The sequence below is a fragment of the Streptococcus suis genome, from assembly GCF_002964575.1.
In the GTDB taxonomy this organism is placed as follows: Bacteria; Bacillota; Bacilli; order Lactobacillales; family Streptococcaceae; genus Streptococcus; species Streptococcus suis_R.
In genome coordinates this window covers 50193-69932 of sequence record NZ_POQQ01000037.1, presented here as the reverse complement: position 1 = coordinate 69932, position 19740 = coordinate 50193, and the positions used below count along the sequence as shown (strand labels likewise).

Below are 19740 nucleotides of genomic sequence, written 5' to 3'. Positions count from 1 at the left end.
TCTGTCTCATGTAGGAGTTGTTTGAGTCCCTCGCTAGTGAGGCATTCTTCCTTGGACAAGGCAGTATTCACCCCTTCTTGAACTAGCTTGTCATAAAGGGCAGAAATGTTTCCATTCAAGGCATCTTCATAGCGTTCAACGGCCTTTTTCCACGTGAAAGAATACTTGTTGGCATCAGCTTCTACCTTGGTCCCGTCAATGAAGAGAGCCTCATCTTCAATCAATCCATTCTCTCTGAGAAGGAGGGTGAAGTAGATGAAGGCAGTTTTGATGAGCTGATTGGCATGTGTGCTAGCCCGAAAACTGTTTATGGTCCGATAACAGACATAGGTATCCTGACTCAGCCATTTCATAGGAATGACTTCTTCATTCATTTGAACGATTTTCCGACCAGAGAATACCTGACGAGCATAGGCGAACAGGGTCATTTTGAGCAACATGGCTGGATGAAAGGCAGGACGACCTGTGTGGGAAGTTTCTTCCAATAGAATGGATAAAGGAATAGTATCCACAAACTGACTAATCAGACGAGCCTCGTGAGTAGCAGGTAAATCCCAAGCAAGATTTAATTCCAAACTTAACTGATTTGTGTTATACTGTTTATACATTTTCATGCCTTTCTAGTTGTTTTGTGGTTATTATAATTATAAAGCATGAAATGGAAAACGAGCAACTCCTAATTGGAATTGCTCGTTTTTTTATATGCGAGAAGCTAGTTTTTGCCCAGCCTCTTTTTTTAGTAAATATGAATTCAAAATAAGTAGAATGGTTGCCATAGTCGAATGAAGAGCTTTTTGGTAAGTAACCGATCTGAAAGTTGCTAGGATAGTTTAGGTTGGAACAAACATGCGACGTAAGACGCTTTTGTAAAGCACGGCAAGCCGTAAGTGATGATGTATCAAAGCTAATTCAAATGACTATCTAATATTAACAACCTACCTCCAAAACTTGTCATAGCCCTTCTTGTCTTCCATGTTAAAGGCAATGATGTTGCGGAGCAGGTCCCAGTTGACCTCTTGGTCTTCTTTGATTTTGAAGAGGTTGGAAGTAGCGTCGTAGCCGGCTTCCTGGATGTCCTTGGCAAACGTCTCCATAGTAACCGTTTCGGGTGCAATGGAAATATGAGCTTTGGCGGCAGAGAAGCCGATAATAAAAGTTCCGTCCATGATAAACATGGGCTGGTTCCACTTGATTTCTGTTGTCAGACTTGGAAATTCCTGCTGGATTTGGGTGAAAATTCTTTCCAGCTTGTCCTTCAAGACAGGATTTTTAACCTTGTTCAAAAATTCTTGGAGCATGGGTGTCTTCTTTCATTCATTATTTCACCAAAATCGCCAGTGCCTGATAAGGCTTGAGGGCAATCTTCTTACCTAACTTGTTGTCAGGGTAGTTGCTGATGAGGACTTGGCCCTGGGCGTAGTCGTCTGCCAGGTCTAGTTCAACTTCTTCTGCGAAGAAATTGTTGAGGACCAGTAGTTTCTCGCCATTTAGTAAGCGTTCAAAGGCGTAAACTTTCTGGCTGTCCTTGTAGGCAGCCTTGTAGTCCCCTTCTGAAATGAGAGGAAGCTCTTTCCGCAGGCGAATGAGTTCTTGGTAGAAGGTAAAGATTGGGCCTGTTTTTTCCTGCTCAACGTTAATCGTTTGGTAGGATTTGCCAGCTTTCAGCCAAGGGGTACCTGTTGAGAAGCCTGCATTGTCAGAAGCGTCCCATTGCATCGGGGTGCGGGAATTGTCACGGGACTTGGTCTGGATAATCTTGAAGGCCTGCTCAGGTGTGTGCCCCTGGTCCAAGAGCATCTGGTAGGCATTGATAGACTCCACATCGACATAGTCGTCCATGCTGTCGTAGTCGGGGTCAATCATGCCGATTTCCTCGCCCATGTAAATGTAAGGCGTGCCGCGTGATAGGTGGATAGAAGCAGCCAGCATGGTTGCTCCTTCATTACGGAAATTCTCCACATCAACAAAGCGGTTGAGGGCACGAGGTTGGTCGTGGTTGTTGTAGAACAAGGCATTCCAGCCATTTCCGACTGACATCTCCTCACCCCAAGTGTGGAAGAGGCGTTTGAGTTCCTCAAAGTCAAAGTCCATGATAGTCCATTTTTGACCGTCCTTGTAGTCCACTTTCAAGTGGTGGAAGTTGAAGGCCATAGACAATTCTTCCCGTTCAGGAGCAGTGTAGAGAATGCAGTTTTCAATGGTAGTAGCAGACATTTCCCCAACGGTCATGAAGCCTTTTTCTGCTCCAAAAGTAGCATTGTTCATCATCTTGAGGTAGTCGTGGGTGATTGGACGGTCGGTGTAGGCTGGCTTCCCATCGTTGATTGGGCAATCTTCTAGGACTTCATCCTTACCAATTAAGTTGATAACGTCGAAGCGGAAGCCCTTGACACCCTTGTCTTTCCAGAAGTTGACCACTTTGAAGAGTTCGTCGCGAACATGTGGATTTCGCCAGTTGAGGTCGGCTTGGGTCACATCAAAGAGATGAAGATAATATTTCCCGGTGTTGCCAAAGGGTGCCCAGGCATTGCCGCCGAACTTGGAAACCCAGTCAGTTGGCTGGTCACGCAGAATAAAGAAATCCTGGTAGTATTTGTCGCCAGCTAGGGCCTTTTGGAACCACTCGTGGTCTGTCGAGCAGTGGTTGAGGACCATGTCCAGCATGAATTCGATACCCAATTCTTTTCCGACAGCCACCATTTCTTCAAAGTCAGCCAAGGTGCCAAAATCAGGATTGACGGCTGTATAGTCTGAAATGTCATAGCCGTTGTCTCGCTGAGGACTTGGGTAGAAAGGATTGAGCCAGATCATGTCAATGCCTAATTCTTTTAGATAAGGGAGTTTTTCAATAATCCCACGCAGGTCGCCGACACCATTGCCGGTCGTGTCCTTGTAAGATTTGGGGTAGATTTGATAGACAACTTTTCGTTTGTCAATGGTCATGGTGTGTTTACCAATTCCTTTCTCGAGAATGATTGTATCAACGGCAAAGAGTTGGGGTCACCAACTCTCTACACTTATTTTATGCTTTTGTTGCTTTCAAGACAGCTTGGCCACGTTCTACTGAACGAGGAAGCTCTCCAAGAACCTCTGTGTTGAAATCAGTTTGGTTGGTCACGATGACTGGTGTTTCCGCAATAAGACCAGCAGCCTTAATGACATCAATGTCAAAGCTAATCAATTTATCACCAGCTTTTACCTTGTCACCTTGTTTGACGTGAGCTGTGAAGCCTTTGCCTTCCAATCCAACAGTATCCATACCGATGTGCATAAGGAGCTCAACTCCGTTCGCAGCAGTAATACCAACAGCATGGCCAGTTGGGAAGAGGACGGACACCTCGCCGTCAACTGGAGCAACCAAGATACCTTCGCTTGGATCAATAAGGACACCCTGTCCCATGACACCTGAAGCAAAGACAGGGTCAGTAGCTTGTGACAATTCTTTGGCTTGACCAGTAAGTGGGCTAATCAATTCGATAGCAGAACCAGTTTCAACGATAGTTTCAGCTGGAGCTACAACTTCTTCAATAGTTTCTTCTTTTTTTGAAAATGCACCTGTACGTTTGAAAACAGCTGTCAAAATCATTGGGACAACAATCGCAACAATCATTGTCATAAAGAATGCCCCCCAGTATTCAGCCTTGATAGACAAGATACCTGGAAGACCACCGATACCGATAGATGCAGCTTGGATGTTAAAGGTTACAGACAAGAGACCTGCAATACTTGAACCAATCATTGCAGCTACAAATGGGTAAACGTATTTCACGTTGACACCAAAGAGGGCTGGTTCAGTAACACCAAGATAAGCAGAAATCGTTGCAGGAAGCGAAACTTGAGCTTCTTTTTCATTGTGACGGTTCATGAGGAAGTAGGCAAATACTGCAGAACCTTGAGCGATGTTAGAAAGAGCAATCATTGGCCAGAGACCAGTTCCACCAGCATCCGCAATCAATTGTGTATCGATGGCGTTTGTCATGTGGTGGAGACCAGTGATAACGAACGGTGCATAGAGAGCACCAAATACAGCACCGAAGAGCCATTTTAATGGGCCAGTCAAACCAGCCAATACGATAGTTGACAACCATTGACCGATTGTCCAACCGATTGGACCAAGGACAGTGTGCGCCAAGATAAGAGCTGGTAGAAGTGATAGGAATGGTACGAAAATCATAGATACCACTTCAGGAATCACTTTACGCCAGAAGATTTCTAGATAAGAAAGTGCCAAACCTGCAAGGAGGGCAGGGATAACTTGTGCTTGGTAACCGATACGGGCAATGCTAAATGCGCCGAAGTTCCAAGACCATTCGCTAGCGATGGTCGCTGCGTCTGTACTTGGCACAGCATATGCGTTAAGCAACTGTGGAGACACCAAACAGATACCGAGAACGATACCAAGGATTTGAGATGTTCCCATTTTACGAGATACAGACCAAGTGATACCTACTGGCAAGAAGTGGAAGATGGCTTCACCTGGCAACCAGAGGAAGTGGTTGACACCGTTCCAGAATGGTGAAACATCTACAATTGTTTGACCGTTCAAGGCATCCCATTTGACACCTTCCAATACGTTTCGGAAACCAAGAATCAAACCGCCGACGATAAGGGCTGGAATGATTGGTGTGAAGATTTCTGCCAACATAGTCATGACACGCTGGATGGCATTTTGGTTACTTTTAGCGGCTGACTTAGCAGCTTCTTTTGATACGCCTTCAATACCAGATACCGCAGTAAAGTCATTGTAGAAGATTGGTACATCGTTACCGATGATAACTTGGAACTGACCAGCGTTGGTAAAGGTTCCTTTTACAGTTGGAAGGTCTTCGATGACTTTGATATTTGCTTTTTTGTCATCCGCAAGCACAAAACGCATCCGTGTCGCACAGTGAGAAACTGCTGTGACATTGCCTTTTCCACCAATAGCATCTAAGAGCTGTTTGGCTTCTTTTTCAAATTTTCCCATATATTTTTCCTTCTAGGCACGATTGGGTGAGTGCCATTCCTATATTTTTTTGTCTATTCGTTTCTCTTTAGTATCTTGGATGTATGTGGACACCTTATTTGTGTCCTTTCCAATCTTCAAGAGTCAGAATAGTGACTGTTGAAGCTAGTACTAAAAGGAAACTAAGAGACTTTGTTTTCCGATTTATTATGTTTTAGGGGGACACAACAAATTGGATATAAGAAATTTGTACGGACAAATTTCTTTTGTGTTATCATTGTATCCGATTTCAAAAAATAATGCAAGCCCTTTTACTTAATTTTTTTAAAATTTTGTTATAATAGTGATGTTGTATGATAGAAAGCAGTCAATATATGAGGTTTTATGATGAAAAAATACCAAGAAATCTATAATGATTTGAAAGAGAAAATCCGTACAAATATGTATCCGGCAGAAAGGTCTTTGCCTACAGAGCAACAGCTACAGGAAATGTATGGAGTTAGTCGGGATACTGTTCGCAAATCTTTAGCTATGCTGACAGAGGGTGGTCTCATCCAGAAGGTTCAGGGGCGTGGTTCCCTGGTCTTGAAACAAGAAATCTTGAATTTTCCTGTTTCTGGCTTGACCTCTTATCAGGAATTGACTGCTTCCCTGCAATTATCTAGTCAGACAGAGGTAATCAGTCTGGATATGCTGACGGTCAATAGTAGTCTGGCTAGTTTGACAGGCTTTGAACCCTTTAGCAAGGTTTGGAAGGTTGTCCGTACACGTTCTATTGATGGGAAGATTTCTGTCGTGGACACAGACTATCTGGCAGTGGAGTTGGTCCCTGATTTAACTATTGAGATTGCGGAGAAGTCCATCTACGAATACCTAGAAGGTCAGTTGGGCTTGGATATTGCTTATGCGCAAAAGGAAATCACAGTAGAGCCAACCAGCCGGGAGGAACGTGATTTGATGCAGAGTCAGGACGATTATCTAGTTCTTATCAAATCCCGGGTCTATCTGGGAGATACAAGACAATTCCAATACACAGAAAGCAAGCATAAAATCGATAAATTCCGTTTTGTAGATTTTGCGCGTAGAAAGCATTCTTTGTAGGGTATGGATTAGCAAAATCATCTATTTTATTGTATAATGGTAAACGAGGTGTTTTATGGCAAACTTAAATCGATATAAATTTACATTTGGTGAGAAACAATTAACAGTAACGACAGAGCATGATAATCTTTTCATGGAAGAGATTGAGCGTGTTGCGCAGGAAAAATACCAAGCCCTGAAAGATAAGATGCCGACGGCTGACCCTGAAACCTTGGCTCTCTTGTTGGCAATTAACGCCCTTTCTGTCCAATTAACGCGTGAAATCGCTTTTGAGCAGACGGAGGCAGAATTGGCTAGTGTGAAAGAAAAAGTGCTCAAGAAAAATGTCACTTTGGTTGATTTGGATGAACTTGAGGAGAAGGTATGATTTCGTTCGTCATTCTGCTGATATTGGTCTGGAGTTTCTATATCGGCTATAGTCGTGGCTTGGTCTTGCAGGCTTTTTATGGCCTATCTAGTATTTTGGCCTTGGTTATTGCAACAGCGACCTATAAGAAATGGACTGGCTTTCTCTACCTTTGGGTGCCTTTTGCGAATGCCACCCAGGGCAGTTCGACCTATTATTTCGATGAGAAATATCTATTTGATTTGGACAAGGTATTTTATGCAGGTCTAGCTTTCCTTTTGGTCTATATCCTGGTCTATGCCTTGGCACGTTTTGTAGGGATTTTTGTCCATCTACTAGAGGGCTTTAACCCAGATACAAGAACGAGCAACCTGATTAGTGGTGCCATTTCTGTTTTGGTGACCTTCCTGTCCTTGCAGCTTGTCTTGGTCTTGTTGTCAACCATACCATTGGCGGTCATTCAGGACAAACTTCATGGTAGTTTCCTGGCTAATCTTATGATTCAGTACACACCGTTCACGAGTAGTTTTTTAAAATCTCTCTGGTTGAGTAATATTGCAGGGTAAGGGAGACCTTATCCTTTTTTGAGTAGGAATATATGAATAGTAAAATTATTGAAAGCCTTGAATTTCACAAGGTTATAGGAAAAATTGAGCCCTATCTCTTGACGGAACAGGGTTTGGATGAATTAAGGCAGTTGGAACCCATGGTGGAAGCCCATCGTATCCAGCAGGCCTTTGATGAATTGACAGATATGGGACAAATCTTTGTAGAGAACCCTTATTTTAGTCTAGCAGCCACCAGTGATATCAATCCAGCCATGCGCCGTTTGGAATTGGATACAGACCTAAATATCTCGGAACTGCTAGCAGTTAAAAAGGTTCTGGAAGTATCTAAGTCCCTCTTGGATTTTTATGGCAATCTGGAAAATGTCAGCCTGAGCCAGCTGGATAAACTCTTTGAGAAGATTGAGCTTTTTCCGCATTTACAAGGCTCCCTCCAGTCCATCAATGATGCTGGTTTTGTAGAGGATTTTGCCTCTGAAAAACTAGCCCGCGTTCGAAGAAAGATCCGAGAGGCTGAAGACCAGGTTCGTCAGGTCATGCAGGATATTTTGAAGAATAAGGGGGATATGTTATCCGACAGCATCTTGGCAAGCCGTAATGGACGCAATGTCCTTCCTGTCAAAAATACCTATCGCAATAAGATTGCAGGGGTTGTCCATGACATTTCTGCCTCTGGCTCGACCGTTTATATTGAACCACGGGCGGTAGTGACCTTGAATGAGGATATTAGTCATTTGCGTGCAGAAGAACGCCATGAGCTCAATCGAATTTTGCAGGAATTGTCGGATATGCTGCGTCCACATAGCAATGTTATTCGCAATAACGCTTGGGTCATTGGGCATTTGGATTTTGTCCGTGCCAAGCACCTTTTTGCGCGTGAGTACAAGGCTGTGGTTCCTAAGCTATCGGATAAGCAGGATATTGCCCTGCTCAATGTTCGCCATCCCTTGATTGCTGAGCCAGTACCCAATGATCTTTATTTCGGTAGTCAGTTGACAGCCATCGTGATTACAGGTCCCAATACGGGTGGTAAGACCATTATGCTCAAGACCTTGGGATTGACCCATCTGATGGCTCAGTCTGGTTTGCCTATCTTGGCAGACAAGGGCAGTCGGGTGGCCATTTTCAAGGAAATCTTTGCAGATATTGGTGACGAACAGTCCATCGAGCAGAGTTTGTCGACCTTCTCCAGTCACATGACCCACACGGTGCAGATTTTAGCGGAGGCGGATCAAGATTCCCTCATTCTCTTTGACGAGTTGGGAGCGGGGACAGATCCGCAGGAGGGTGCGTCTTTGGCAATGGCCATCTTAGATGACCTTCGTCTACGGGGGATCAAGACTATGGCAACCACCCACTATCCTGAGCTCAAGGCCTATGGGATCGAAACCTCTGGTATTGAAAATGCCAGCATGGAATTTGATACCAATAGCCTGCGTCCGACCTATAAGTTTATGCAGGGGGTACCTGGTCGCTCCAATGCCTTCGAAATTGCCCGCCGTCTTGGTCTCTCTGATATTATTATCCAGTCAGCACAGTCTTGGACTGATACAGATAGCGATGTAAACCGCATTATCGAGAAATTGGAAAGTCAGACGGTTGAAAGTCGCCGTCGCCTGGATAGTATCCATGAAGTGGAGCAAGAAAATTACAAGATGAATCGAGCCCTCCGCAAACTCTATGATGAACTCAATCGTGAGCGGGAAAATGAGCTCAACAAGGCACGCTTGGAAGCCAAGGAAATTGTCGATTTGGCGTTGGCAGAAAGCGAGGATATTCTCAAAAATCTCCATGCTGCAGCCAGTCTTAAGCCCCACCAGATTATTGAAGTCAAGGCAGAGCTGAAAAAGTTGGCACCTGAAGTGGTAGATTTGTCTAAGAACAAGGTCTTGAAAAAAGCCAAAATTCAGAGGGAAGCCAAGGTGGGCGATGATATTATCGTTACAGCTTATGGACAACGCGGCACCTTGACCAATCAGCTCAAGGACGGGCGTTGGGAGGCTCAGGTTGGTTTGATTAAGATGACCTTGGCCAAAGATGAGTTTGAGTTAGTCAAGGCGGAAAAGGCAGAGCAGCCTAAGAAACGCCAGGTTCACACAGTCAAACGTGCCAATGTACGAGGACCAAAAGCCCGCTTAGATCTACGTGGCAAACGCTACGAAGAGGCTATGATGGAGCTGGATGAATTTATCGACCAAGCCCTGCTCAATAACCTAGCCCAAGTCGATATTGTCCACGGTATTGGTACAGGGGTTATCCGAGAAGGGGTGACCAAGTACCTTCGTCGCAACAAGCAGGTCAAGGAATTCGGCTACGCCCCACAAAATGCAGGTGGCTCAGGCTGTACTATTGTGACGTTTAAATAAGGAATTGGCAAACAAGGATAGAGTCGAGTCTATTCTTGTTTTTGTATTTCTGTAATACAAGAAATAGGATGGATCATAACACAGTTTCACCACCTACTATGTTATGGTATACTATGAGGTAAGGAATGCTATTGCTTGATAGGATTTCATAAAGGAGGTCTAGGATGAAAAAAGTAATAAAGATTATTATCGGCATTTTGTTAGTAATCGGGATTGGAATTGGAGGAATTGGATATATGCAACACAAGGAACATGAGAAGATGGTTGCTATTGCTACTAGTGAAGAGGCTAGAGCTGTTTACGAAAAACACATGAAAGCGAATGACCCAAAAGCGTTAACGGCTGATGGAGTTATAAAAACTTATGAAATTGACACTGAGACACTAGAGTATAATCCCATGGGAGGAATGATGGTAAGAGTTTATGTAAATGGAGATGAAGACTTTGGCTTTCATTTTAACCTTTTACAAAATGAAGATGGAAAGTTTAAGTCTGGAAGTTATGTTATCAAATCAAAATTGGCAGATTTATTAGGGAAGTAGTTCATGGTAAAAAAATATGTTAATGAAGATAATCTTCAGATTGCAATGACGGAATACAATAATTTAGGTAAGGGAGATGCTGTAATTACACAATATGATGATGTAGTAGGTCGTGTCACCCTCGACTTCGACAATGAAAATGGCAATGGTGAACAGGTTTATGCTGTCGTGAAAGATCCCAATTTGCCCAAAGACCAAGTGTTGGAAGTTACGGTTCTCTTTCGAGGCCCGACTGGACCAAATGAAGTGTTGTCAAAACCTGCAGATGTGTGGAATGATTGGATTCTCAGAGGCCTAGGCTTCTTGATATACCAGTGCTACATTTATGCTATACTATGAGGTAAGAAAGCGTCTTACTTGATAGGATTTCATAAAGGAGGTCTAGGATGAAAAAAGTAATAAAGATTATTATCGGCATTTTGTTAGTAATCGGTATTGGAATTGGATATATGCAACACAAGGAACATGAAAAGATGGTCGCTATTGCTACTAGTGAAGAGGCGAAAAAGGTTTATGAGGATATGATGTATCATTTAGATGAGAAAGCACTGACAGAAGATGGAGTGATCCAATGGTATAAAGTGGATGAGAGCAGTTTAAAATACAACCCGATGGGGGGATTAAATGTCAGCGTTATAGTAAACGAGGATGAATATATGGATATAAGTTACAATCTAATTGATAATGGGGATGGTACCTATCATTCAACATTCTATACTGTCTCTCCAAAATTATCAAAAACCTTAAAGGAGGAAATAGATGAATAGATATGTAGATGATCCGCACCTTCAAGTAGGAATGACTCAATATAACAAAGATATGATAGAAGGTCGCGATGTTTATACTGAAAATAAACAATTTGTCGGCACAGTCACCCTCGACTTCGACAATGAAAATGGCAATGGTGAACAGGTTTATGCTGTCGTGAAAGATCCAAATTTGCCCAAAGACCAGGTTACGGAAGTAACGGTACTCTTTCGAGGCTCGACTGGACCAAATGAAGTGTTGACAAAGCCTGCAGATGTGTGGAATGACTGGATTCTCAGAGGCCTAGGATTCTTGATATACCAGCGCTACATTTATGCTATACTATGAGGTAAGAAATACTCTTATTTGATAGGATTTCATAAAGGAGGTCTAGGATGAAAAAAGTAATGAAGATTATTATCGGCATTTTGTTAATAATTGGTATCGGAATAGGAAGATTTGCTTATATGCAACACAAGGAACATGAGAAAATGGTCGCTATTGCTACTAGTGAAGAGGCGAAAAAGGTTTATGAGGAGTATTTAAAAAAATTAGATAGTAAAGCTTTAACAGCTCAGGGAAAAATTAGGACGTATGAAATTGATGAAAATGATTTAGAATATAATCCGATGGGAGGCATGATGGTTCGCCTATATATTAACGACGACACAAATATGGATGTTCAAATTGGTATTGTAAAAAGACAAAATAATGAGTTGGAGGTTTTTGGAGCTACGAGTTCGTCAGAGTTTGGAGAGTTGTTAGAAGGAGGAGATTAAGTGGAGTACATTAATGATTATAATTTACAAATGGCTATGGCAGAATACGAGGATTTGAGACTAAATCGTCTGGCTTGGACGCCAAATGGAACCAAAATCGGCACAATCACCCAAGTCTTTGACAACGAGAGTGGCAATGGTGAACAGGTTTATGCTGTTGTGAAAGATCCCAATTTGCCCAAAGACCAAGTGTTGGAAGTTACGGTTCTCTTTCGAGGCCCGACTGGACCAAATGAAGTGTTGTCAAAACCTGCAGATGTGTGGAATGATTGGATTCTCAGAGGCCTAGGATTCTTGATATACCAGCGCTACATTTATGCTATACTATGAGGTAAGAAAGCATCTTACTTGATAAGATTTCATAAAGGAGGTCTAGGATGAAAAAAGTAATAAAGATTATTATCGGCATTTTGTTAGTAATCGGGATTGGAATAGGAGGAATTGGATATATGCAACACAAGGAACATGAGAAAATGGTCGCTATTGCTACTAGTGAAGAGGCTAGAGCTGTTTACGAAAAACACATGAAAGCGAATGACCCAAAAGCATTAACGGCTGATGGAATTATAAAAACTTATGAAATTGACACTGAAACACTAGAGTATAATCCCATGGGAGGTCTTATGGTGAGAATTTATTTTAACAATGCTACAGATTTGGATTTTCATTTTGGTTTAATAAAAAACGAAGATGGAAGTTATGAAAGTTATGGATATACAGTTTCACCGAAATTATCTAAAATATTGAAAGGAGAGGGAGATGAGTAGTAAATATCTCGATGAGCCTAATCTTCAAATTGCAATGACCGAGTATAACGATATTTCAAAAGGTCGAAAGATGAAAGATCAATACGACCGAAGTATCGGTTATGTCACCCTCGACTTCGACAATGAGAATGGCAATGGTGAACAGGTTTATGCTGTTGTGAAGGATCCAAACCTGCCCGAAGACCAGCTTACGGAAGTAACGGTTCTCTTTCGAGGCTCGACTGGACCAAATGAAGTGTTGTCAAAACCTGCAGATGTGTGGAATGACTGGGTTGAAAACGATTTTTTTAGGTTTGCGCGTCTTTATATATAAGCATCGCATTTATGCTATACTATGAGGTAAGAGGTGCTCTTATTTGATAGGATTTCATAAAGGAGGTCTGAAATGAAAACAGTTGTCAAAATACTAGTTGGCGTTATTGCTGCTATAGCACTTGGAATAGGAGGAATTGGATATATGCAATACAAGGAACATGAGGAGATGGTCGCTATTGCTACTAGTGAGGAAGCGAAGGCAGTGTACAAAGAAATGATTCTTTTTGAGGACCCCGAAGCATTTACTGATAAAGGAATTGTTACTTCTTATACAATTGATACAGACAGTCTATACTACAATCCCATGGGAGGAATGGAAGTAACTCTATTTATTAATGGTGAAAAAGAACTTGAATTTCAATGTGGAATCGTAGAGAACGATAAAGGTCAATTAGAGTCAACGGGTTATGTCTATACGGCTGAATTATCTGAGTTGTTTAAGGAGGGACAACATGAGTAGTAATTTTGTCAATGATCCCCAACTTCAAATTGGAATGACTCAGTATAAAAAATTAATAGAGGGAAGGGTAGCAAAAACGCCAAATGGTCAATCTATAGGCACAGTCACCCTCGACTTCGACAATGAGAATGGCAATGGTGAACAGGTTTATGCTGTCGTGAAAAATCCAAACCTGCCCGAAGACCAAGTTACGGAAGTAACGGTTCTCTTTCGAGGCTCAACTGGACCAAATGAAGTGTTGTCAAAACCTGCAGATGTGTGGAATGACTGGCTTGAAAGCGCTCTTTTTTAGGTTTGCGCGTCTTTATATATAAGCATCGCATTTATACTATACTATGAGGTAAGAAAGCGTCTTACTTGATAGGATTTCATAAAGGAGGTCTGAAATGAAAACAGTTGTCAAAATACTAGTTGGCGTTATTGCTGCTATAGCACTTGGAATAGGAGGGATTAAGCTGATGCAAAAAATTGAGCACGATCAGATGGTAGAGGTTGTGAAGAGTGAGGAAGTGAGGGAGATCGTAGAAGAACAACTTAAATATCTAGATAATGAAGCCTTTTTAGAGGAAGGGCTGATAAAAACATATGAAATCGATGGTTCTTCTATCATTCATAGTCCGATGGGAGGGATAAGTTTTAATGTTTTCTTGAATTCAGATAGAAAGTTAAGAGTGGTGTTCGAATTAGAAAAGGATTCAAATACAGGAAAAATTGAATACTCCGGGGGAGGGTATTCTTCTGAAGTGAAAAAACTAGTTGGAGAAATAAACAATGACTGAAAAGTATACTGATCGTGATTGACAGAAAATTGCCAACAAAGAGTTTAAGCATGACTATCTCATTTCTCTTCCGTAGCAAAAATTCGCTTTCTTTTTTTTTTTGGTGTAGAATGATAGTACCAAAATCAGAAATGGAGAAAATCATGGTTCAAGTTATTACAGATGCAAACTTTGAAGTTGAAACACAAGAAGGCGTAGTCCTTGTTGACTTTTGGGCACCTTGGTGTGGTCCATGCCGCATGCAAGCGCCAATCTTAGAGCAATTAGCAGGTGAAGTGGATGAAGATGAATTGCGCATCTACAAGATGGATGTTGATGAGAATCCAAACACAGCCCGTCAATTCGGTATCATGTCGATCCCAACCCTTTTGTTCAAAAAAGATGGACAAGTTGTGAAACAAGTTGCTGGTGTTCACACCAAAGACCAAATCAAAGCAATCTTGGCAGAGATTGGTTAATCAAAAGGAGTGGGACAAAAATCCTGGCCTCCTTAGTTTTTTTCAATCGTTAAACTTGACGCAGTGGTTGAGTGGGCTCTAATTAGCTGATTTTATCAGCTTTTACAGCCCTACTCAACTGTGCGGGGGTGGGACGACAAAATCGAACCCTGCGGGTTACCGATTTTTGTCCCACTCCCTTTTCTGCATCGAAAGGAATCTCACATGAAAGAAATCTACCTAGCAGGCGGTTGTTTCTGGGGAATGGAAGGCTACTTTTCCCAGATCGATGGTATTCTTGACACTAGCGTTGGCTATGCCAATGGACAGGTGGAGACGACCAATTATCAACTCCTCAAACAAACAGATCACGCAGAAACACTATATCTAGCCTATGATGAGACTCGTATCCATTTGCGGGAAATTCTCCTCTACTATTTCCGCGTCATTGATCCCTTCTCTGTCAATCAGCAGGGGCCTGACAAGGGGCGCCAGTATCGGACGGGTATCTATTACACAGATGAGGCTGATTTGCCGACCATCGAGCAGGTCATGACGGAGCAGTCTCAGCTCTTTGGCGGACGCCCCCTAGCCGTTGAAGTGGAGCCACTCGCGCATTACATCCCCGCCGAAGACTACCATCAGGATTATCTCAAGAAAAATCCCCAAGGCTACTGCCATATCGATCTTGCACAGGCAAAAATCCCTCTGATTGATGTTGCAGACTACCAAAAGCCAGACCAGCAAGTCTTAAAAGACAGCTTGACCGACCTCCAGTATCAAGTCACTCAAGAAGCTGCGACGGAAAGACCCTTCGAAAATGAGTTTTGGAATAGTGACCAAGCTGGCATCTACGTCGATATTACGACTGGTGAGCCCCTCTTTCTCTCGACAGACAAATTCGACTCAGGCTGCGGCTGGCCCTCCTTTACCAAACCAATCAGCAAGGAAGTTGCGACTTATTTCCAAGATCTTTCCCACGGCATGAATCGTATCGAAGTCCGCAGTCGGGCTGGTCATGCTCATCTAGGCCATGTCTTTGATGACGGACCGCGTGACAAGGGTGGATTACGTTACTGTATCAACTCCGCAGCCCTTCGTTTCATACCGAGAGAGGAGATGGAAGAAGCAGGATATGGTTTGTTTTTGGAACTACTTAAATAAATTTAGGAATGTAGGAAGTCTATTCGTCAAGAATAGGCTTTTTGTGTCGAAATAGTATGTTAGAAAAGATAATTTTGATATAATAATCTATATAGAGATTTTTCTTAAGGGATATATGGAAAGGTTATGAAAATGATTCTTAGTAAACGTTTTAAAAATAGAAGAAAGGAACTTGGCTTTACTCAAAAGGAACTTGCAGAGGGAATTTGTGAACAGAGTTTGATTAGTCGAGTTGAAAAATTAGGAGTTGCTCCTACATCGGATATATTATTTGCCTTATCACAACGCTTACAGGTGTGCATGGATTATTTTTTTGATGAAAGTGTATCAGATAAAGCACCTGATATTACGGTATTTAGACGATTGGTGGACAAAGCTCTGTTCACTCGTTCCTATGATCAACTGGCTTATCTTGTAGAGGCAGAGAAGCAGAAAGAAGCTGTTCATTCGCAGGAAAGCAGTGAATATTTAACTTATCTGGCTTGTATAGTGGACTTTCATCATTATCATAAGGAGGATATTGCAATTGTACGTATGGAAGAACTTAGTCATCGAATCAGTAAGAAATCTAGTTTTTATCTGGATGTATACAGTAGTTTGGCTAATTTTTATGCCTTGACTTCCCGAGATGAGGATCTAGAAAGTTTGTATGAGGAGATTTCAGAAAAGCTTAGTCATTTGGATATAACAGATACAGATCGTTTTCATAAGTATATCAAGATTCGCTACAATCACGCTCACTATCTTTTTAAAAGAAAGAGACAGTCACAGGCAATTGATGAATTGACAGACCTAATCGAAATCTTGCGAGACAAGAAGAGTTGTTATCTTTTGGCTGATACGCTTTGTTTAATCGCAAATGTAGGAGAGGGATTTTTATCAAAGGATGAAATTCTCTCCTACTATAGAGAAGCGGAATGTCTATTCAAATTTTTTGGTCCGCAAAATAGTTATCTCAGTTTAAAAGAATATCTATCGAAAGATATTTAACAATTGTATAAAGATTATTTTTAAAAATAATCAAAAAACAGTTGTAAACTCATTGTTAATATGTTAAAATAAAAACAAAAAGGGTGATTTTATGAAGAAATATATATCAATTCTTTTGATGGTAACTATATTATTGACCCTATTCCCATTAGCTAAAGTAAAAACACAGGGATGGGAACCTGATATTATTCACCGAAGGGAGTAGTTATATTTACTATTTAAATTGTTTTATAAATCCTTAATAGTGACTGAGAAAGGAGGAAAATCTAGGAAACGATATTGGTCATGAATAAGGGTTATTGTTGGTCGCCGTACTTAGTTTCATATTTTTATGGATTACAAGGAGTGTTACTACATTAAAACCTAAAACAGTCATTTTTTCAACTCTCTTACTAGGAACCCTGATAGCGCCGCTTACTGTTCTTGCTGCACCTTATTTAGGTGGAAATTGGAGTTATGGTGGGCATCATGATCCGAATAATTGGGGAGCCTTTTCAAATTTTTACCATCCTAGTAGCAGTCACTGGTCAAGAGTAGTTCGGGACAGTGATTCGTCGTCACGTAAAGGTACTGCAGGACCAGGTGGAACTTCTAGAGCATTCATCAATACGAATTTCGGAGAGGTGGCCTATTTTTCTGCCGATTTGAGTGATTAGTAGATTATTGGCGATGGGAACATCGCCTTTTCTTACATTTTAGAGAATAGGAAGACAGGTGATTGTGATGAAAGGAAAATTTGTACTTGTATCGACGATCATTCTAGCCGTCTTTATGATTTGGTTGGGGGTTAGCCAAAAGGAGACTATGCTTGTTCATTATTTTCCTTCTGTGACCACTTTGTCGGTATCTGAGGACGTGACTTACTCAGATGTACGACAGAGATTAGAAGACTATTCTCAACAGACGGATAGTGTGATTGCCAGACGGGTGATTGAGCCAAGTACATCAGGTGGACGTACCTTTTCCTATGACAATTTTAGTCAGTCTTCCCTACCAAGAGGACTAGAGGAATTTCAGGCATCAGAAAAAGTGGAGTCTGCACTTTTAACCAAATATTTTATTTTCCAAGGGAAAGCGACGGTAGAGGAACTTCGGTCTCTTCTTGTTTCGCTTGGATTTGATGAAGTTCAGATTCGGAAGCCTTCGACTATTGCTACTTTACTAGCATTTCTGATACAAGGTGGTCAATTCTTAGCCATACTGGTCTTTCTCATTACCTATATGGCTTTGGTCGTGATTGCCAATGTAAGGCAGTTGCGTACAGCAGGTATCCGTTTGATTGCAGGAGATTCACGTTGGCATTTATTTCTACTATCTCTACAGGAAAATGCGAAAGAGATAGCTCTAACTATCCCATTTGCGGTTCTTCCAGCAGTTGGACTGGCCTACCTCGTTGGATTAGATGGCTATTCTGTCTACTATCTGGTCGCAGCTCTAGTGGGCTATCATTTCTTGCTTGGTTTGATTGTCCTTTTTTTCGCTGCTACATTTACCTTGGCCATTCGGACCTATCACTTTTTACCCTTGTTAAAAGGGAAGATGCCCCTGCAAGGAATCCTGACCATTATGGTTATGGGGCAAATGCTGGCTCTACTGGTGGTGTCATTGGGGGTGGCTCAAACCGTCTATTATTCAGGGATTTGGCAGGAATACCAAGTAGGTGCCCAGCAGTGGGAGAATGAAGGGGATTACTATAGTTTAGCTTGGAATATTTCTGCGGATGGTCGCTCAGGACTAAATTCGCCTGAAAATTGGTATCCTTTACTAAAGCAAGCTTTGGAGGAAGATGGCACGCTCTTTGTCAAAAGTAATTTGAATGCCTATTTAATGGGCTCCCAACCGGAAGATGGGACACGCCTTGACAGCTACCATCCAGCAGGCAACACCCTCTACGTTAGTCCAAATTATTTGCAGATACAGGATGTAAACTTAGCAGAAGGAGAAGTAGCACTCCCTCTACAAGAAGGAGAATTTCAACTTCTATTACCTGAAAAATTGCGCCCTGAAAGCGATACTTATCTCCATCTTTACCAAGATTATATCAATCGCATGGTTATACCTGCTAATCAAGCACGCTCAGCTACCATTAAGGGAAAAGTTGCCTATTTAAAAAATGGGCAGAAGCAGTTTATCTACAATCATCGTTCTGGTCAACATGTGCAATACCTGACAGACCCTATTTTAGTTGTGCTGGCACCGTCAAGTCTGGGAAAAGAATCTGCTGACTTTTGGTTGAATGAAGTAGATAGCAGTATCTTATTTAAAAATAGAGATAAACTGTTGCGCGAATTGAAGGCAAGAAATTTGTTTCAGTTTGTCAATGAAGTGAAAAGTAGTTCCTCCCTCTTTACGGAACTTTTAGATCGTATTCGGATAGAGACCATTTCAACATCTATGGGTGCCATTTTAGGGATTGTGACATCAATTGTCCTGTTTAATACCATGAATCTTCTATACTTTGAAGAATTTAAACGTGAGATTTTCATCAAGGAAATTGCAGGGATGGATTTTTGGGGCATTCATCAGAAATACCTAACGGTTCAGCTACTGGCCCTTTTATTAGCCTTGGGAGTGAGCGTAGTAGTAACAGGTCACATATTCATAAGTAGTATCAGTTTTATCTTGTTTCTGCTCAACGCGCTCTACTTATTGAGGTGGCAGACAAGAAAAGAAGGAGCTTGGAATATCCGTATTTTGAAAGGAGCCTAGTATGTTTTCTATCCAATCAATTCAAAAGAAATTTGGGAAGCGCAGCTTGTTTTCTGATGTAACGCTAGACTTGCAGGCTGGAAAGGTCTATGCCTTGATAGGTGCCAGTGGTAGCGGCAAAACGACCTTGCTGAATATTTTAGCCAAGTTGGAGTCCTATGATGCAGGTGACATTCTCTACAAGGGTAAGGAATTGAAAAAGTTGAAGCCCCATCTCTTTTTTAGGGAGGAATTAGGCTATCTCTTTCAGAATTTTGGTTTGTTAGAAAGTCAGACAATCAAAGAAAATCTGGATTTGGGACTGATTGGTCAGAAATTGTCCAAAGACGAAAGGAAATCGAGGCAGGAAGCAGCACTTGATGCAGTTGGTCTGTCTTATCTGGACCTATCCCAGCCTATCTATGAACTCTCAGGAGGGGAAGCCCAGCGGGTAGCTCTTGCTAAAGTCATTCTGAAAAATCCTCCATTGATTTTGGCAGATGAGCCGACGGCTGCCTTAGACCCTAAAAGCTCCCAAGAAATTATGGATATTTTGTTATCCTTGAAGAGCCCAGATCGGTTAATTGTGATTGCGACCCATAATCCTTTGATTTGGGAGCGAGCAGACCTTATCATAAGAATAGAAGACTTGTAAAAATTCTAAAAATATTATTGATTGATAAGGAATTTAATGTAGATTGATAAATAAACATATTTGAAACGCACAATATAATATGTTAAAATAATA

Annotated in this window: 24 protein-coding genes and 1 pseudogene; 21 read left to right on the top strand and 4 right to left on the bottom strand. The window is 41.7% G+C overall.

Annotated features, from left to right (window positions below):
• The 4 genes from C1E58_RS03220 to treP all read right to left on the bottom strand — a co-directional run.
• Nucleotides 1-608 (bottom strand): transposase (locus tag C1E58_RS03220; RefSeq protein WP_161951259.1); only part of this gene is annotated, 608 nt, incomplete at its 3' end.
• Nucleotides 609-935: 327 nt separating this feature from the next.
• Nucleotides 936-1298: an iron chaperone gene (locus C1E58_RS03215; RefSeq protein ID WP_105209297.1), complete on the bottom strand. Its 363-nt coding sequence runs from the start codon at nucleotides 1296-1298 to the stop codon at nucleotides 936-938.
• A gap of 19 nt (nucleotides 1299-1317) precedes the next feature.
• A complete protein-coding gene (gene treC / locus C1E58_RS03210; RefSeq protein WP_105209296.1) occupies nucleotides 1318-2943 on the bottom strand; it encodes an alpha,alpha-phosphotrehalase in 1626 nt (541 codons plus the stop codon).
• A gap of 79 nt (nucleotides 2944-3022) precedes the next feature.
• Nucleotides 3023-4966 carry a PTS system trehalose-specific EIIBC component gene (gene treP, locus C1E58_RS03205; protein ID WP_105209295.1) on the bottom strand — a complete coding sequence of 648 codons (1944 nt, stop codon included), beginning with the start codon at nucleotides 4964-4966 and terminating at the stop codon, nucleotides 3023-3025.
• Nucleotides 4967-5332: 366 nt separating this feature from the next.
• Here treP and treR point away from each other — a divergent pair, with 366 nt between their 5' ends.
• The 21 genes and pseudogenes from treR (at nucleotide 5333) to C1E58_RS03100 (ending at nucleotide 19647) form a co-directional block, all read left to right on the top strand.
• On the top strand, nucleotides 5333-6046 hold the full coding sequence (treR, locus tag C1E58_RS03200; RefSeq protein WP_105209306.1) for a trehalose operon repressor: 714 nt from the start codon (nucleotides 5333-5335) through the stop codon (nucleotides 6044-6046).
• A gap of 55 nt (nucleotides 6047-6101) precedes the next feature.
• Nucleotides 6102-6413 carry a hypothetical protein gene (locus C1E58_RS03195; RefSeq protein ID WP_105209294.1) on the top strand — a complete coding sequence of 104 codons (312 nt, stop codon included), beginning with the start codon at nucleotides 6102-6104 and terminating at the stop codon, nucleotides 6411-6413.
• Nucleotides 6410-6958 carry a CvpA family protein gene (locus tag C1E58_RS03190; protein ID WP_105114918.1) on the top strand — a complete coding sequence of 183 codons (549 nt, stop codon included), beginning with the start codon at nucleotides 6410-6412 and terminating at the stop codon, nucleotides 6956-6958. Before C1E58_RS03195 ends, C1E58_RS03190 begins: the two co-directional genes overlap by 4 nt.
• A 32-nt stretch (nucleotides 6959-6990) precedes the next feature.
• Nucleotides 6991-9324, top strand: a complete 2334-nt coding sequence (locus tag C1E58_RS03185; protein WP_105209293.1) for an endonuclease MutS2 — start codon at nucleotides 6991-6993, stop codon at nucleotides 9322-9324.
• Nucleotides 9325-9488: 164 nt separating this feature from the next.
• Nucleotides 9489-9866, top strand: coding sequence for a DUF1310 family protein (locus C1E58_RS03180; protein ID WP_105209292.1), 378 nt, complete (start codon nucleotides 9489-9491; stop codon nucleotides 9864-9866).
• A 3-nt stretch (nucleotides 9867-9869) separates the two neighbouring features.
• On the top strand, nucleotides 9870-10205 hold the full coding sequence (locus tag C1E58_RS03175) for a hypothetical protein (protein WP_238142227.1): 336 nt from the start codon (nucleotides 9870-9872) through the stop codon (nucleotides 10203-10205).
• Between the two features lie 47 nt (nucleotides 10206-10252).
• Nucleotides 10253-10633 (top strand): DUF1310 family protein, encoded by a 381-nt coding sequence (locus C1E58_RS03170; RefSeq protein WP_105209291.1) that lies wholly within the window; start codon nucleotides 10253-10255, stop codon nucleotides 10631-10633.
• Nucleotides 10626-10961, top strand: a complete 336-nt coding sequence (locus tag C1E58_RS03165) for a hypothetical protein (protein ID WP_238142226.1) — start codon at nucleotides 10626-10628, stop codon at nucleotides 10959-10961. Before C1E58_RS03170 ends, C1E58_RS03165 begins: the two co-directional genes overlap by 8 nt.
• Nucleotides 10962-11008: 47 nt before the next feature.
• A complete protein-coding gene (locus tag C1E58_RS03160; RefSeq protein ID WP_105209290.1) occupies nucleotides 11009-11392 on the top strand; it encodes a DUF1310 family protein in 384 nt (127 codons plus the stop codon).
• Complete coding sequence (locus C1E58_RS03155) at nucleotides 11393-11722, top strand: hypothetical protein (protein WP_238142225.1); 330 nt, start codon at nucleotides 11393-11395, stop codon at nucleotides 11720-11722.
• 47 nt (nucleotides 11723-11769) lie between these two features.
• Complete coding sequence (locus tag C1E58_RS03150; RefSeq protein WP_105209289.1) at nucleotides 11770-12159, top strand: DUF1310 family protein; 390 nt, start codon at nucleotides 11770-11772, stop codon at nucleotides 12157-12159.
• Nucleotides 12152-12442 (top strand): annotated as a pseudogene (locus C1E58_RS03145) (triacylglycerol lipase); the annotation flags it as partial. The gene C1E58_RS03150 and the pseudogene C1E58_RS03145, both read left to right, overlap by 8 nt.
• Nucleotides 12443-12544: 102 nt before the next feature.
• A complete protein-coding gene (locus C1E58_RS03140; protein ID WP_105209287.1) occupies nucleotides 12545-12934 on the top strand; it encodes a DUF1310 family protein in 390 nt (129 codons plus the stop codon).
• On the top strand, nucleotides 12927-13226 hold the full coding sequence (locus C1E58_RS03135; protein WP_238142224.1) for a hypothetical protein: 300 nt from the start codon (nucleotides 12927-12929) through the stop codon (nucleotides 13224-13226). The genes C1E58_RS03140 and C1E58_RS03135 overlap by 8 nt, the downstream gene beginning before the upstream one ends.
• Nucleotides 13227-13320: 94 nt before the next feature.
• Nucleotides 13321-13713, top strand: a complete 393-nt coding sequence (locus C1E58_RS03130; protein ID WP_105209286.1) for a DUF1310 family protein — start codon at nucleotides 13321-13323, stop codon at nucleotides 13711-13713.
• 143 nt (nucleotides 13714-13856) lie between these two features.
• Nucleotides 13857-14171: a thioredoxin gene (gene trxA / locus C1E58_RS03125; protein ID WP_002941035.1), complete on the top strand. Its 315-nt coding sequence runs from the start codon at nucleotides 13857-13859 to the stop codon at nucleotides 14169-14171.
• 204 nt (nucleotides 14172-14375) lie between these two features.
• Nucleotides 14376-15314: a peptide-methionine (R)-S-oxide reductase MsrB gene (msrB, locus tag C1E58_RS03120; RefSeq protein ID WP_105113819.1), complete on the top strand. Its 939-nt coding sequence runs from the start codon at nucleotides 14376-14378 to the stop codon at nucleotides 15312-15314.
• Between the two features lie 132 nt (nucleotides 15315-15446).
• Complete coding sequence (locus C1E58_RS03115; protein WP_105209301.1) at nucleotides 15447-16304, top strand: helix-turn-helix domain-containing protein; 858 nt, start codon at nucleotides 15447-15449, stop codon at nucleotides 16302-16304.
• A 299-nt stretch (nucleotides 16305-16603) separates the two neighbouring features.
• Nucleotides 16604-16960, top strand: a complete 357-nt coding sequence (locus tag C1E58_RS03110) for a lactococcin 972 family bacteriocin (protein WP_419579759.1) — start codon at nucleotides 16604-16606, stop codon at nucleotides 16958-16960.
• Nucleotides 16961-17027: 67 nt separating this feature from the next.
• Complete coding sequence (locus C1E58_RS03105; protein ID WP_105209300.1) at nucleotides 17028-19013, top strand: DUF1430 domain-containing protein; 1986 nt, start codon at nucleotides 17028-17030, stop codon at nucleotides 19011-19013.
• A 1-nt stretch (nucleotide 19014) separates the two neighbouring features.
• Nucleotides 19015-19647, top strand: a complete 633-nt coding sequence (locus C1E58_RS03100; RefSeq protein ID WP_105113820.1) for an ABC transporter ATP-binding protein — start codon at nucleotides 19015-19017, stop codon at nucleotides 19645-19647.
• Nucleotides 19648-19740: the final 93 nt, after the last annotated feature.

What these genes read in the sequence shown, in the direction of transcription:
- C1E58_RS03215 (WP_105209297.1), bottom strand. Translation starts at nt 1,298, where the DNA reads ATGCTCCAAGAATTTTTGAACAAGGTTAAAAATCCTGTCTTGAAGGAC.
- treC (WP_105209296.1), bottom strand. Translation starts at nt 2,943, where the DNA reads ATGACCATTGACAAACGAAAAGTTGTCTATCAAATCTACCCCAAATCT.
- treP (WP_105209295.1), bottom strand. Translation starts at nt 4,966, where the DNA reads ATGGGAAAATTTGAAAAAGAAGCCAAACAGCTCTTAGATGCTATTGGT.
- treR (WP_105209306.1), top strand. Translation starts at nt 5,333, where the DNA reads ATGAAAAAATACCAAGAAATCTATAATGATTTGAAAGAGAAAATCCGT.
- C1E58_RS03195 (WP_105209294.1), top strand. Translation starts at nt 6,102, where the DNA reads ATGGCAAACTTAAATCGATATAAATTTACATTTGGTGAGAAACAATTA.
- C1E58_RS03190 (WP_105114918.1), top strand. Translation starts at nt 6,410, where the DNA reads ATGATTTCGTTCGTCATTCTGCTGATATTGGTCTGGAGTTTCTATATC.
- C1E58_RS03185 (WP_105209293.1), top strand. Translation starts at nt 6,991, where the DNA reads ATGAATAGTAAAATTATTGAAAGCCTTGAATTTCACAAGGTTATAGGA.
- C1E58_RS03180 (WP_105209292.1), top strand. Translation starts at nt 9,489, where the DNA reads ATGAAAAAAGTAATAAAGATTATTATCGGCATTTTGTTAGTAATCGGG.
- C1E58_RS03175 (WP_238142227.1), top strand. Translation starts at nt 9,870, where the DNA reads ATGGTAAAAAAATATGTTAATGAAGATAATCTTCAGATTGCAATGACG.
- C1E58_RS03170 (WP_105209291.1), top strand. Translation starts at nt 10,253, where the DNA reads ATGAAAAAAGTAATAAAGATTATTATCGGCATTTTGTTAGTAATCGGT.
- C1E58_RS03165 (WP_238142226.1), top strand. Translation starts at nt 10,626, where the DNA reads ATGAATAGATATGTAGATGATCCGCACCTTCAAGTAGGAATGACTCAA.
- C1E58_RS03160 (WP_105209290.1), top strand. Translation starts at nt 11,009, where the DNA reads ATGAAAAAAGTAATGAAGATTATTATCGGCATTTTGTTAATAATTGGT.
- C1E58_RS03150 (WP_105209289.1), top strand. Translation starts at nt 11,770, where the DNA reads ATGAAAAAAGTAATAAAGATTATTATCGGCATTTTGTTAGTAATCGGG.
- C1E58_RS03140 (WP_105209287.1), top strand. Translation starts at nt 12,545, where the DNA reads ATGAAAACAGTTGTCAAAATACTAGTTGGCGTTATTGCTGCTATAGCA.
- C1E58_RS03135 (WP_238142224.1), top strand. Translation starts at nt 12,927, where the DNA reads ATGAGTAGTAATTTTGTCAATGATCCCCAACTTCAAATTGGAATGACT.
- C1E58_RS03130 (WP_105209286.1), top strand. Translation starts at nt 13,321, where the DNA reads ATGAAAACAGTTGTCAAAATACTAGTTGGCGTTATTGCTGCTATAGCA.
- trxA (WP_002941035.1), top strand. Translation starts at nt 13,857, where the DNA reads ATGGTTCAAGTTATTACAGATGCAAACTTTGAAGTTGAAACACAAGAA.
- msrB (WP_105113819.1), top strand. Translation starts at nt 14,376, where the DNA reads ATGAAAGAAATCTACCTAGCAGGCGGTTGTTTCTGGGGAATGGAAGGC.
- C1E58_RS03115 (WP_105209301.1), top strand. Translation starts at nt 15,447, where the DNA reads ATGATTCTTAGTAAACGTTTTAAAAATAGAAGAAAGGAACTTGGCTTT.
- C1E58_RS03105 (WP_105209300.1), top strand. Translation starts at nt 17,028, where the DNA reads ATGAAAGGAAAATTTGTACTTGTATCGACGATCATTCTAGCCGTCTTT.
- C1E58_RS03100 (WP_105113820.1), top strand. Translation starts at nt 19,015, where the DNA reads ATGTTTTCTATCCAATCAATTCAAAAGAAATTTGGGAAGCGCAGCTTG.